This is a genomic window from Streptomyces sp. SLBN-118 (assembly GCF_006715635.1).
Taxonomy (GTDB): Bacteria; Actinomycetota; Actinomycetes; order Streptomycetales; family Streptomycetaceae; genus Streptomyces.
Genome location: NZ_VFNP01000002.1, coordinates 1,700,859 through 1,714,006, shown reverse-complemented (window position 1 = coordinate 1,714,006; position 13,148 = coordinate 1,700,859). Strand labels below are relative to the sequence as shown.

8 protein-coding genes are annotated in these 13,148 nt (G+C 70.8%); 4 read left to right on the top strand and 4 right to left on the bottom strand.

Going from position 1 to position 13,148, the window contains the following annotated elements; all coding sequences use genetic code 11:
- Positions 1-81: 81 nt before the first annotated feature.
- Entirely contained in the window at positions 82-2,355 is a 2,274-nt protein-coding gene (locus FBY35_RS26455; protein ID WP_142216474.1) for an FdhF/YdeP family oxidoreductase, read from the bottom strand.
- Positions 2,356-2,454: 99 nt separating this feature from the next.
- Between FBY35_RS26455 and polA the strand changes: the two genes are divergently transcribed.
- Positions 2,455-5,166, top strand: a complete 2,712-nt coding sequence (gene polA, locus FBY35_RS26450; protein WP_142216473.1) for a DNA polymerase I — start codon at positions 2,455-2,457, stop codon at positions 5,164-5,166.
- A gap of 306 nt (positions 5,167-5,472) precedes the next feature.
- Here the strand turns inward: polA and FBY35_RS26445 are convergent, their stop codons facing one another.
- The gene (locus FBY35_RS26445; protein ID WP_142216472.1) at positions 5,473-6,291 is read right to left on the bottom strand and encodes a DUF4184 family protein; all 819 of its coding nucleotides are present in this window, start codon (positions 6,289-6,291) and stop codon (positions 5,473-5,475) included.
- 222 nt (positions 6,292-6,513) lie between these two features.
- On the opposite strand from FBY35_RS26445, the gene FBY35_RS26440 reads away from it, so the two are divergent.
- The 3 genes from FBY35_RS26440 (at position 6,514) to FBY35_RS26430 (ending at position 9,468) form a co-directional block, all read left to right on the top strand.
- Positions 6,514-8,181: a lytic transglycosylase domain-containing protein gene (locus FBY35_RS26440; protein WP_142216471.1), complete on the top strand. Its 1,668-nt coding sequence runs from the start codon at positions 6,514-6,516 to the stop codon at positions 8,179-8,181.
- A 146-nt stretch (positions 8,182-8,327) separates the two neighbouring features.
- Positions 8,328-8,465 (top strand): SPW_0924 family protein, encoded by a 138-nt coding sequence (locus FBY35_RS26435; protein ID WP_142216470.1) that lies wholly within the window; start codon positions 8,328-8,330, stop codon positions 8,463-8,465.
- Between the two features lie 13 nt (positions 8,466-8,478).
- Entirely contained in the window at positions 8,479-9,468 is a 990-nt protein-coding gene (locus tag FBY35_RS26430) for a DUF3068 domain-containing protein (RefSeq protein ID WP_142216469.1), read from the top strand.
- An 11-nt stretch (positions 9,469-9,479) separates the two neighbouring features.
- On the opposite strand, the gene hrpB is transcribed toward FBY35_RS26430, so the two are convergent.
- On the bottom strand, positions 9,480-12,074 hold the full coding sequence (gene hrpB / locus FBY35_RS26425; RefSeq protein WP_142216468.1) for an ATP-dependent helicase HrpB: 2,595 nt from the start codon (positions 12,072-12,074) through the stop codon (positions 9,480-9,482).
- An 11-nt stretch (positions 12,075-12,085) separates the two neighbouring features.
- On the bottom strand, positions 12,086-12,889 hold the full coding sequence (locus FBY35_RS26420) for a class I SAM-dependent methyltransferase (protein WP_142216467.1): 804 nt from the start codon (positions 12,887-12,889) through the stop codon (positions 12,086-12,088).
- Positions 12,890-13,148: the final 259 nt, after the last annotated feature.

The window sequence follows — 13,148 nt, the reverse complement described above, 5'->3', positions numbered from 1 at the left end:
GTACCTTGCGTGCTGTGTGCACCGTCTTATCAGATGCCTGAGCGAACGCTTAGACGGGGAGGCGTCATTCCCCGGGTGCTCCTACTCGGCACGCTCGAAGCGGATCACCACGGACTTGCTCGCCGGGGTGTTGCTGGTGTCGGCCGTGGAGTCCAGCGGGATGAGCACATTGGTCTCCGGGTAGTACGCGGCCGCGCAGCCCCTGGCGGTGGGGTAGTGCACCACGCGGAAACCGGGGGCCCGGCGCTCCACGCCGTCCTTCCACTCGCTGACCAGATCGGCGTACGAACCGTCTGCCAGACCCAGCTCCCGGGCGTCCTGCGGATTCACCAGGACGACCCGGCGGCCGCCCTTGATGCCCCGGTAGCGGTCGTCGAGACCGTAGATCGTGGTGTTGTACTGATCGTGCGAGCGCAGTGTCTGCAGCAGCAGCCGGCCCGCGGGCACCTCGGGGAACTCGACCGGCGCCGCAGTGAAGTTGGCCTTCCCCGTGGTGGTGGGGAAGCGACGCTCGTCGCGCGGGGCGTGGGGGAGTGTGAAGCCGCCGGGACGGGTGATCTTGGCGTTGAAGTCCTCGAAGCCGGGCACGACGCGCGCGATGCGGTCGCGGATGGTCCCGTAGTCCTTCTCGAAGTCCTCCCAGGGCGTCGTCGAGGAGGGGCCGAGGACGGCGCGTGCCATCCGGGTCACGATCGCCGGTTCGGACAGCAGATCGGGGCTCGCCGGGGCCAGGTTGCCGCGGGAGGCGTGGACCAGGCCCATCGAGTCCTCGACCGTCACCACTTGCCGGCCACCGGCCTGGACGTCCTTGTCGGTACGGCCGAGGGTGGGCAGGATCAGCGCCCGGGTGCCCGTCACGGCGTGCGAACGGTTCAGCTTGGTCGACACATGGACGGTCAGGCGGGCCCGCCGCATCGCGGCCTCCGTGACCTCGGTGTCGGGAGTCGCTGCGACGAAGTTGCCGCCCATGGCGAAGAACACCTTCGCCTCGCCGTCGCGCAGTGCCTGGATGGACCGTACGACGTCGAAGCCGTGGTGGCGCGGCGGGGCAAAGCCGAACTCCTTCTCCAGAGCGTCCAGGAAGGCGGGCGAGGGCCGCTCGAAGATGCCCATCGTGCGGTCGCCCTGGACGTTGGAGTGCCCGCGCACCGGGCAGACGCCCGCGCCCGGGCGGCCGATGTTGCCGCGCAGCAGCAGGAAGTTGACCACCTCACGGATGGTCGCCACGGCGTGCTTGTGCTGGGTCAGACCCATCGCCCAGCACACGATGGTGCGCCTGGATGCCAGGACCATGGCGAGGGCCTGTTCGATCTCGGAGCGCCCGAGACCGGTGGCGGCAAGCGTCTCGTCCCAGTCGGCGGCGCGTGCGGCGGCCGCGAACTCCTCGTACCCATGGGTGTGTTCGCGTACGAACTCCTCGTCGACCGCGCCCTCGGTCTCGAGGACCAGCCTGTTCAGCAGCCGGAACAGGGCCTGGTCGCCGCCGATACGGATCTGCAGGAAGAGATCGTTGAGAGCGGTGCCCTTGAGCATGCCGCGCGGGGTCTGCGGATTCTTGAACCGCTCCATACCGGCCTCGGGCAGCGGGTTCACCGAAATGATCTTCGCGCCCGCGTTCTTGGCCTTCTCCAGGGCGCTGAGCATCCGTGGATGGTTGGTGCCCGGGTTCTGCCCGGCCACGATGATCAGATCCGCCTGGTGGAGATCCTCCAGCGAGACGCTGCCCTTGCCGATGCCGATCGTCTCGGTGAGCGCAGAGCCCGATGACTCGTGGCACATGTTGGAGCAGTCGGGGAGATTGTTGGTGCCGAACTCGCGGGCGAAGAGCTGGAGCAGGAAGGCGGCCTCGTTGCTGGTGCGGCCGGAGGTGTAGAAGAGCGCCTCGTCGGGGGAGTCCAGCGCGGTGAGCTCCTCGGCGATGATCGCGAAGGCCTGCTCCCAGCTGACCGGTTCGTACCGTTCCGCGCCCTCAGGAAGGTACATGGGCCGGGTGATACGGCCCTGCTGTCCCAGCCAGTACCCGCTGCGGGAAGCAAGGTCCGCGAGGGTGTGCTCGGCGAAGAACTCGGGTGTCACCCGGCGCAGCGTCGCCTCCTCGGCGACCGCCTTCGCTCCGTTCTCGCAGAACTCCGCGGTGTGCCGCTTGTCGCCCTCCGGCCATGCGCAGCCCGGACAGTCGAAGCCGTCCTTCTGGTTGACCTTGAGGAGAGTCTGCGCGCTGCGGCGCACTCCCATCTGCTGCTGAGCGATACGCAGCGTGTGCGCGATGGCGGGGATGCCGGCGGCGGCGTGCTGCGGGGGCGCGACCTGCGGCGCGTCCTGGACCGGATCACCTGAGGGTGGCTTGGTGGCCATCGCGCTCTCCCTTGAGCCTGCGTGTGCTGTGTACGCCCTCGATCCTGTCACGCTCTCCCACGGTCTGGAATGTCAGTGGTCCGTGGCAGGATCGTGGACGTGGCTGAGACAGCGTCGAAGAAGACCGCAGACAACCGACCGCGCCTGCTCCTCATGGACGGGCACTCCCTGGCGTACCGGGCGTTCTTCGCGCTGCCCGCGGAGAATTTCACGACCGCGACCGGCCAGCCGACCAACGCCATCTACGGCTTCGCGTCGATGCTGGCGAACACGCTGCGCGACGAGTCGCCCACGCATTTCGCGGTGGCGTTCGACGTCTCCCGCAAGACGTGGCGCTCGCAGGACTTCCCCGAGTACAAGGCGAACCGCTCCAAGACCCCTGACGAGTTCAAGGGTCAGGTCGAGCTGATCGGCGAGCTCCTCGACACCATGAACGCGGTGCGGTTCGCGGTGGACGGCTTCGAGGCCGACGACGTCATCGCCACCCTCGCCACCCAGGCCGAGGCCGCCGGTTTCGACGTGCTGATCGTCACCGGTGACCGGGATTCCTTCCAGCTGGTCAGCGAGCACACCACCGTGCTCTATCCGACCAAGGGCGTCTCCGAGCTGACCCGCTTCACCCCGGAGAAGGTCCAGGAGAAGTACGGACTGACCCCCCAGCAGTACCCCGACTTCGCGGCCCTGCGCGGCGATCCGTCGGACAACCTGCCGGGCATCCCCGGTGTCGGTGAGAAGACCGCCACGAAGTGGATCAGCCAGTTCGGTTCGTTCGCGGAACTGGTGGAGCGTGCCGACGAGGTCAAGGGCAAGGTCGGCCAGGCCCTGCGCGACCACCTGGAATCCGTCAAGCTCAACCGCCACCTCACTGAGCTGGTGCGGGACGTGGAGCTGCCCAGGACCGTCGCGGACCTGGAGCGCGCGCCCTACGACAGGACCGCGCTGAAGGGGTTCCTGGAAGTACTGGAGATCCGGAACCCGAGCCTTCGCGAGCGGCTGCTCGCCGTCGACCCGGGCGCTCAGGAGGACGAGGCCCCGGCCCCCGCAGCGGGCGTCGAGCTGGACGGCACGGTCCTCGGCACCGGCGAGCTCGCCCCCTGGCTCCGGGAGCACGGCACCCAGCCGCTCGGCATGGCCACCGTCGACACCTGGGCGCTCGGCACCGGCAGTGTCACCGAGATCGCGCTCGCCTCCGCCGCCGGTCCGGCCGCCTGGTTCGACACCACCCAGCTCGACGAAGCCGACGAGCGCGCCTTCGCCGACTGGATCGCGGCCGCGGACCGGCCGAAGGTCATGCACAACGCCAAGAACGCGATGCGGGTCTTCCCCGAGCACGGCTGGAGCGTCGACGGCGTCACCATGGACACCGCGCTCGCCGCCTATCTGGTCAAGCCGGGCCGCCGCTCCTTCGCGCTCGACGCGCTCTCCGTGGAGTATCTGGGCCGGGAGCTCGCCCCGGCGGCGGCCGACGGCCAGCTCGCCTTCGGCTCCGAGGACGAGCAGGCCGAGGCCGACGCCCTGATGTCCCAGGCCCGCGCGGTCCTCGACCTCGGCGACGCCTTCACCGAGCGACTGTCCGAGGTCGGCGCGGCCCAGCTGCTGCACGACGTCGAACTGCCCACCTCCGCGCTGCTCGCCCGCATGGAGCGGCACGGTATCGCCGCCGACCGGCCCCATCTGGAGGCCATGGAGCAGCAGTTCGCCGGCGCCGTGCAGCAGGCCGTGAAGGAGGCGCACGCCTCCGTCGGGCACGAGTTCAACCTCGGCTCGCCCAAGCAGCTTCAGGAAGTCCTCTTCGGCGAGCTGAATCTCCCCAAGACCAAGAAGACCAAGACCGGTTACACCACGGACGCGGACGCGCTGGCCTGGCTGGCCGCCCAGACCGAGCACGAACTTCCGGTCCTCATGCTGCGCCACCGCGAGCAGGCGAAGCTGCGCGTCACCGTCGAAGGCCTGATCAAGACGATCGCGGCGGACGGCCGGGTCCACACCAGCTTCAGCCAGATCGTCGCCGCGACCGGCCGCCTCTCCTCCACCGACCCGAACCTGCAGAACGTGCCGGTGCGGACCGACGAGGGCCGCGCGATCCGCCGGGGCTTCGTCGTCGGCGAGGGCTTCGAGTCCCTGATGACCGCGGACTACAGCCAGATCGAGCTGCGTGTGATGGCGCATCTGTCGGAGGACGAAGGCCTGCTGGAGGCGTTCGCCTCCGGCGAGGACCTGCACACCACCGTTGCCTCCCAAGTGTTCAGTGTGGACAAGTCCGGCGTCGACGCCGAGATGCGCCGCAAGATCAAGGCCATGTCGTACGGACTGGCGTACGGGCTCTCGGCGTTCGGCCTCTCCCAGCAGCTGAACATCGATCCCGCCGAGGCACGCGGCCTGATGGACACCTACTTCGAGCGCTTCGGCGGCGTACGCGACTATCTGCACCGCGTCGTTGTGGAGGCCCGGGTGACCGGCTACACCGAGACGATGCTCGGCCGCCGCCGTTACCTGCCCGATCTGAACAGCGACAACCGCCAGCGCCGCGAGGCGGCCGAGCGGATGGCGCTCAACGCCCCGATCCAGGGCACCGCGGCGGACATCGTCAAGGTCGCCATGCTGAACGTCGACCGGGCGCTGAGGGAGGCGAAGCTCTCCTCCCGGCTGCTGCTCCAGGTCCACGACGAAATCGTGCTGGAGATCTGGCCGGGTGAGCGCGAGAGGGTTGAGGCGCTGGTACGGAAGGAGATGTCCGCGGCGGTGTCGCTGAGCGCGCCGCTGGACGTCTCGGTGGGAGTCGGCGCGGACTGGGAGTCGGCGGCGCACTGATGCGGGCCGCTGCGCGGGGCTGTTCCGGCCCTCCTCCACGGCCTGGCGTCCGTGGGGTACCCATCCCGACCGGGACTCCGCCCCGGAGCTGCTCCTCGAACGCCGCCGGGCTGAAGGTGCGGCTGAGCCGACATTTCAGCCTGTCCGGCGTTTGAGGACATGGGCCGAAGGTCGCATGCGAGGTCTGGGGCGGAGCCCCTCACGCGGCGGAGCCGCAAAATGTCACAGCGGGACGGGGTATCTCCCACGGCCACCAGGCCGTAGGGGGAGGCGGGTTGGGGAGCTGCCCCGCCGCAGGCGCCTGCTTCAGACCCGCTCCACCGCGCGCCCGCGCCACCGCATCCCCGCCCCGTACACCACAAGCCCCACCGCCAGCCCCGCCCCCGCCCCGAAGCATGCCGTCGGGATGATGTCGAGGGGCGAGTCGGCCTGCCCGTAGTACGCGTACCAGCGCGCGCACCGCTGAATGACGCCGAGCAGTACGCACCCTCCCAGCAGCGCCGACGCGAGCCGCCGCTCCCGTCCGTCGAGGAGCCGCACCGACGGGGGCGCCGTGACCGCGGGCTGACGGCGCAGCGCAGACGCCGCGAACCATCCCAGCACCACCAGGCCCAGCACCGAACTTCCGTACTGCGCATACGAAAAGAGGGGCATTCCGGCCACCGTCTCGTTCAGGACCGGCAGCAGCCGTGTGCCCCACTCGTCGTGGTGGGTGAAGGCGTCCCACACGATATGCGTGCTCGCGCCCAGCACCGCCGAGACATAGAACCGCAGCGCCGTCGCCAGGTGCCGCCGGTCCGTGCCGCGCCGCTCACCCCCGCTGACGAGAGCGTGAACCCGCCCCTGCCAGGAGGCCGGCAGCAGTGCCGGCAGCGGCTCACGCACCAACACCCACACCGCCACCAGCGCCGCCGTGATCGCCACGTCCACGGTCAGCACGCCGAGCGGGGCATGGGTGAACGTCCCGAACTCCATCCCGCCCGGAATCGCGGTGGCCGCGAAGTACGTCATGTCGGGGGCGAAGGAGCCCATCACGAGCGCCGAGGCGAGCAACGGTCCGCGCCCGGCCCCGTCCTTGCGGATGCCCGGCAGCACCGCCGCGGCATGGCTCAGCGTGAACGGCATGGTCGTGCCCCCCTGGAACCCCGTGGATCGTTGTCGATCAACCACGTCAAGTATGCGTGATGTTCGAACTCCGGGTTCGGACTCCGGATTGCGGGCGACCGGCAGATGGCGAACCGGTGAAAAGCGGTCAGGGGCCGGTGCCCCATGGCATGCAAGTGCCGTAGGGTCACCTGAGTCCGGGCTGGGGAGCGCGGGCAGCCGTTTCCGGGGAGGGACAGACGTATGGCAGCGCACTTCGGCCGCCGACTGCGCAGGGGAGCCACCACCACAGCCGTGGCAGCGGCTGCCGTGGCCGCACTCTCCGCCTCAGGGGCGCCCGGCATCACGCATGCCGCCCCGGGCGAGACGCAAGGTGCTTCCGACGTCACCCCGCCGCCCGGTACCCCGGTCACCGGCAACTCCCCGTACTACACGGACCTTCCACCACTGAGCACCCCCGACAAACCGGGCACTTCCGTGGATCTCCCCGTGACGGGCCCTGCCGAATCGGGCATTCCGGCCACAGTCCTCGCGGCCTACAAGCAGGCCGAGCAGACGATAGCCGCCTCCGATCCCGGCTGCCATGTGCCGTGGCAACTGCTCGCCGCCATCGGCAAGGTGGAGTCGGGCCAGGCGCGCGGCGGCAATGTCGACGCCCACGGCACCACGCTCTCGCCGATCCTCGGTCCGGTTCTCAACGGCGTCGGCTTCGCGAATATTTCGGACACCGACAACGGTGCGTACGACGGTGACTCGACGCACGACCGCGCGGTCGGCCCGATGCAGTTCATCCCCTCCACCTGGGAGAAGTGGGGCCAGGACGCCAACGCCGACGGCCGCCGCGACCCCAACAACATCTACGACGCGGCGCTCGCCGCCGGGCGCTATCTGTGCGCCGACGGCCGGAACCTGGCGGTCAAGTCCGATCTCGACAGCGCGATCCTGGGCTACAACCACTCGCAGGAGTATCTGCATACGGTCCTGTCCTGGTTCGAGTACTACAAGCACGGCACCCACGAGGTCCCGGACGGCACCGGTGTTCTGCCGAGCCCCAACGGGCCCGACAGCGGCCCCGGCACAACCCCCGGCACAACGCCCGCCACCACCCCCACGCCCACGCCCAGTGGCACCCCGAAGCCGACCCCCACACCGGCGAAGCCCGCCACCCCCAAGCCGACTCCGACGCCGACACCCACCCCGACGCCCACGCCGACCCCGTCCCCCGTGGCACGCATCGAGGACGCGGGCACCGGCGCGCTGAGCGCCATGGCCGGCCACGACTTCACCGAGCGGGCCACGGTGCGGGTGACGAACACCGCGGGCAAGTCCGTCGCGACCCAGGCCGTCCGCTTCGAGATCGTCGGCGACACCGACACCCGCTTCACCGGCGGGAAGGCCTCCGTGGTCCTGTACACCGGCGCCGACGGCACGGTCACATCGCCCACCATGCACGCGGGCGAGAAGACCGGCTTCTTCACCGTCCGGGCGACGGTCGCGGGCGGCCGGGTGCTGCCCCCGGCCGACTTCACCGCGACCGTCACCGTCCGGGCCGCGGACGTCATCGCGCGGACCGACGACAAGGTCCTGAGCGCCGCCCCCGGCACGGAGTTCGCGGACACCTGCGAGGTCAAGGCCACCTATGAGGGCGCCGTCGCCGCGGGCGTGGCGGTCACCGCCACCATGATGACCGCCGCGGACAATCCGGCCGTGAACGACAAGGGCCCCTACTTCAAGGACGCCGAGGGCAAGGTGATCCGTACCCTCACGGACCTGAAGGCCGACGCCAATGGCATCCTGAAGCTCCCGAAGATCTTCGCGGACGACCAGACCGGCACCTTCATGCTCCGCCTCACCGCGCCGGGCGGTGGGAGCGTGGACATCGAGCTCAAGGTCGCCGCACCGGCGGCCTGAATCGCCTAAATCCCGTACCGCCCCTGTGCCGCCGCCCGGCACAGGGGCGGTGCAACGTGTTCTCATCTCGCGGTTCGATTGCTACGGTGCCCCAGCCCTGACGCTGTATCAGTTCCGTCCGGATCCGAGCCCCCGGGAGGCCGAGCATGCGCGCCCTCGTCGCCGCCGCCATCGGGCTTGCCGCCGCCCTCGTCCTGGTCGTCATCATCTCGGCGATGGGCGCGCCGCCCGGCGAAACTTCTCCGAAGCCGCTGCTGACCACCGTCCCGGGCCCCAAGAAGTAGGAGGGACCGGACCATGCGCCGCAGAGCGAGCCTCGTACTCCTCGCCTTGGCCGTCTTCTTCACCGCGCTGTCGCCGCTGCTGCGCTGGTACGCCTTCCCGCGCCTGGTCAAGATCCCGCCCAGCCAGTACCAGGAGGTGGTGCTGGAGGCGAAGCCCGCGACCCTCCTCGACTACGGCACGCTCCAGGCGAAGCGGGTCGCGAAGGTCACCGTCGTGCAGACCCTCAAGGGCAATGTGGAGGAGTCCGAGAAGATCGAACGCAGCGCGGGCCGCGATGTCGTCGTCTGGGACGCCCTCTCCTATGTCCAGGGGCCCGACGGCAAGATGGTCTCCCAGATTCCCGAGCGCTATGTCTTCGACGCCCACAGCCAGGCGCCCGTGCACGCCACCGGGGAAATGGTCGACGGGGACGCGGTGCGGCGTGAGGGAATCGAGTTCAAGTGGCCCTTCCTCACGGAGAAGCGGGACTACGAGTACTTCGACGCCCAGGCCCGCACCTCCGCGCCCATTCATTACATGGGGACGCGTACCTTCCGGGGGCTCGAGGTCTACTACTTCGAGCAGACCATCCCCTGGACCAAGGTGCCCTACCCGAAGAAGATGCCCATCCCCGGCGTCGACGCGACCACGCTGGAGAAGCAGACCGGAACCACCCGCTGGTACACGACGAAGCGGATGTTCTGGGTCGACCCGGTCACCGGCGGGCCCGTCAACGGCGAGGAGATCCACCAGGAGGAGCTGCGCGGCGGCACCCTGCTGGGCGGACGGGACAAGGTCACCGCGTTCGCCGGGCATGTGAAGATGCGCCCCGACTATGTGGACTACACGGTCGATCTGGTCAAGTCGAACCGCCGGATGGTGCTCCTCATGACCTCGTATCTGCCGTGGGGCTTCGTGGTGCTCGGCACCGGGCTGCTGGCACTCGCCCTGGTACTGGAGGCCCGCAGCCGCCGGCCGCGGGCACCGGCGGCGGAGCGCGCCCCGGAGCCCGTGCCCGCCTGACGGCCCCGGCCTCAGCTCTCCCGGCTGAATCGCGCCTTGGTGTACCGGGTCGGCTCGGCCGTCGAAGGGTCCTCCGGCCAGGGGTGCTTGGGATAGCGGCCGCGCAACTCGGCCCGTACGGACCGGTATCCCTCCCTCCAGAAGGAGGCCAGGTCCGCGGTGACGGCCGCGGGCCGCCCGGCGGGCGAGAGCAGATGCACCAGCACCGGCACGCCCGAGACCGTGGGTGTGTCGCGCAGGCCGAACAGCTCCTGCAGCTTGACCGCCAGCACCGGCTGCTCCCCGCCGTACTCGACCCGGATCCGCGAACCGCTCGGCACTTCGATCCGCTCCGGCGCCAGCTCGTCGAGGCGCGCCGCGTCCCCGGTCGCCCAGGGCAGCAGCCGCTGGAGCGCCTGCGCCGCCTGGATACGCCCGAGATCCGCCCGCCGCCGCGCCCTCGACAGCTCCGGTTCCAGCCAATCGTCCGTACGGTCCAGCAGCGCGGCGTCCGACACCTCCGGCCAGGGCTCACCCAGTACCCGGTGCACAAAGGCGAGCCGCTCGCGCAGGCCCTTTGCATCGCGGGTCCAGCGCAGCAGGCCGAGCCCCTCGCGCCGTAGCCCGTCGAGCAGCGCCGCGCGGACAAGAGAGGGGTCGGGGTCCTTCAGCGCGCGAACCGACAGCTGGATGGCGCCCAGCCGTTCCACCTCGCGGGCGACGACATCGCCGTTCTCCCAGTGGACCTCCTCGCCCGCGACGAGCAGATGCGCGGCGGCCGTACGGGCGGTGTCCTCGTCGATGACGGCGGCTAGCCGCACCCGCGCCGATGCGGCATGCGCGGGCCGGTCGGCGACGGCCACGGCCAGCCAGGGCGCACTGCGCAGCCCCGAACCGCCGCCGAGCTCGGCTCCGGTCCCCGAGGCCATGAGGAAGGTGCCTTCGCCCTGGGCCCGCGCGACGCGCTCGGGAAAGGCGAGCGCGGCGACGAGCCCGACGACGGAGTCGTCGGTGTGCCTCACCTTTGTCCCGCCGCTTCCCGGCTGTGATGTGTCCGGCTGCGCCACGTGGTGGGGCTCCACCTCAGTGCGCCCGCCATGGCCGTCCTCAATCGCCGGACGGCCTCGGCCGTCCAGCCCCGACGCCAGGCGACCCGCCTCCGCCCGCCACCGCGCCGCATACGCGTCGCCGCCTCTGCGGGCTGTGCGCCACGCCGCCGCCAGATCGTCGCCGTATTCCCTCGGCGGCTCCTCGCTGAGCAGCGCCACCACTTCCGCAGCCCGTCGTACGCCCACCTCCCGTGCGCCGTCGAGCAGCGCTCGTGCCAGCCGGGGATGCAGGCCCAGCCGGGCCATCCGTACGCCCCGTGCGGTCGCCCGGCCCGTCGCGTCCACCGCGCCGATCGCCGTCAGCACGGACCGCGCCGCCGCCATCGCTCCGGCCGGGGGAGGGTCGAGAAGTGCCAGGCCCCCGGCCGACGGGTCGCCCCAGCAGGCGGCCTGAAGGGCGAACGCCGTCAGGTCCGCCACCTTGATCTCAGGAGAGGGGAAGCGCGTCAGCCGGCTGTCCTCGGCCTCCGACCAGCAGCGGTACACCACGCCGCGAGCCTCGCGCCCCGCCCGTCCGGCGCGCTGGCGAGCCGCTGCCCGTGAGGCACGCACCGTGGTCAGCGCGCTCAGCCCACGTGCGTGATCGGTGCGCGGTTCCCGGGCCAGACCGGAGTCGACCACGACCCGCACCCCCGGCACCGTCAGGGACGACTCGGCCACCGAGGTCGCGAGCACGACGCGGCGCCCGGGGCCGCCGGACAGCACCGCGTCCTGCACGGCGGCGGGCGCCCGTCCGTGGACCTGGAGCACCTCGGCGCCGACACCGTTCAACTGGCCCGCCACCCGGCCGATTTCGCCGACGCCGGGCAGGAAGCAGAGCACGTCGCCCGTACGCTCGGCCAACGCACGCCGCACCACCGAGGCCACATGCGTCAGCAGCGCGGGATCGACCCGCATCCCGTGCGGCGGCCGCACGGCCCCGGCAGGAGGCGCCCACACCACATCCACCGGATGTGCGACGCCCTTGGCCTCCACCACCGGCGCGTCGTTCAGCAGCCGTGCCCAGCCCTGCGCGTCCGTCGTCGCCGAGGCCGCCACCAGCCGCAGCTCCGGCCGCAGAGCTGCCCGTACATCCAGCAGAAAGGCAGCCACGGTGTCCGCGTCCAGATGGCGCTCATGGCATTCGTCGACGACCACCACGTCGACCCCGGCCAACTCCTGGTCGCGCTGCAGCCGCTGGAGCAGTACGCCGGTGGTCACCACTTCGACGACCGTCCCGCGCCCCACCACGCGCTCACCGCGCACGGTGTGGCCGACCTTGTCGCCCACCCGCTCACCCAGCAGCCACGCCATCCGGCGCGCGGCCGCGCGGGCCGCGATCCGCCGTGGTTCGGCGACCAGGACGCGCCGTGGCGGGCCGTCGCCGACCAGGCCGGAGAGCACCAGCGGTACGAGGGTGGTCTTGCCGGTCCCCGGCGGCGCGCACAGCACCGCGCACCCGTGCGCGTCGAGCGCATGCGTGAGCGCGGGCACGGCGGCGTGCACGGGAAGGCCGGCGAGGGCGTCGTCGCGGATCACCGGGACACCCCTCAGTCACGCTCACAGACGAAGATCGCCGTGCCGGGAATCAGATTCCCGCGCAGCGGGGACCAGCCGCCCCACTCCTGGCTGTTCCAGGCGGGCCACTCCGGCTCGACCAGATCCAGCAGGCGAAACCCCCCGGCCACCACGTCCCGCACCCGGTCGCCGATCGTCCGGTGGTGCTCCACGTACACCGCGCGCCCCTGCTCGTCCTGCTCGACGTACGGGGTGCGGTCGAAGTACGAGGCGGCCACCGAAAGACCCTCGGGACCCGGCTCGTCGGGAAACGCCCAGCGGATCGGGTGCGTGACCGAGAAGACCCAGCGCCCGCCCGGACGCAGCACTCGCCGTACCTCCTGGAAGACCTTGACCGGGTCGGCGACGAAGGGGACCGCCCCGTAGGCCGAGCATGCGAGGTCGAAGGAGCCGTCCCGGAAGGGCAGCGCACCCGCGTCCGCCTCGACCAGCGGAACGTCGTCGCCGATCCGGAGCGCGTGCTGGAGCTGGCGGTGGGAGAGGTCCAGGGCCACCGGGCGCGCGCCCTGGGCGGCGAGCCAGCGCGAGCACTGTGCCGCGCCCGCCCCGATCTCCAGGACGTCGAGCCCCTTCAGCGACCCTGCGGGACCCAGCAGTGCGGCGTCGGCCTCGTCGAGCCCTTCGGGGCCCCAGACAAAGCGGTCGTCGCCCAGGAACGCCCCGTGCTCGGTCTGGTACTCATCGGCGTTCCGGTCCCACCAGCCGCGGCTCGCGCGACTGCTCTCCGAGTCGCCGGCGATACGGCGAGTCGCTTCCGGCTCAAAATCTTGGAACATCGTCACCGTCGTTGTAGTTTGCGTTCAGCACCGCCAATGGCGGACGGTGCGGCCTCGTGCTGAACCGATATGAGGCCCTGCTGCGTGGTGAGTTGTGCCGGTTATGCGGCATTCCGCCCCGGGTGTGCGCCTTCGCGCATTGACCGTGTCCGGCTGCCCCCGTATGCTACAAGTTGCGCTGCGGGCCTGCGCGCCTCAGACAGAGCAGGCCGCGCTCGCATCTGTTGTATGTCCCCTCGGTTCACGAGGCGCCCCTCTT

Excerpts from the sequence above, each read along its gene's own strand:
- FBY35_RS26440 (WP_142216471.1), top strand. The coding sequence starts at position 6,514 with ATGGCAGCGCACTTCGGCCGCCGACTGCGCAGGGGAGCCACCACCACA.
- FBY35_RS26420 (WP_142216467.1), bottom strand. The coding sequence starts at position 12,889 with ATGTTCCAAGATTTTGAGCCGGAAGCGACTCGCCGTATCGCCGGCGAC.
- FBY35_RS26455 (WP_142216474.1), bottom strand. The coding sequence starts at position 2,355 with ATGGCCACCAAGCCACCCTCAGGTGATCCGGTCCAGGACGCGCCGCAG.
- FBY35_RS26435 (WP_142216470.1), top strand. The coding sequence starts at position 8,328 with ATGCGCGCCCTCGTCGCCGCCGCCATCGGGCTTGCCGCCGCCCTCGTC.
- FBY35_RS26430 (WP_142216469.1), top strand. The coding sequence starts at position 8,479 with ATGCGCCGCAGAGCGAGCCTCGTACTCCTCGCCTTGGCCGTCTTCTTC.
- FBY35_RS26445 (WP_142216472.1), bottom strand. The coding sequence starts at position 6,291 with ATGCCGTTCACGCTGAGCCATGCCGCGGCGGTGCTGCCGGGCATCCGC.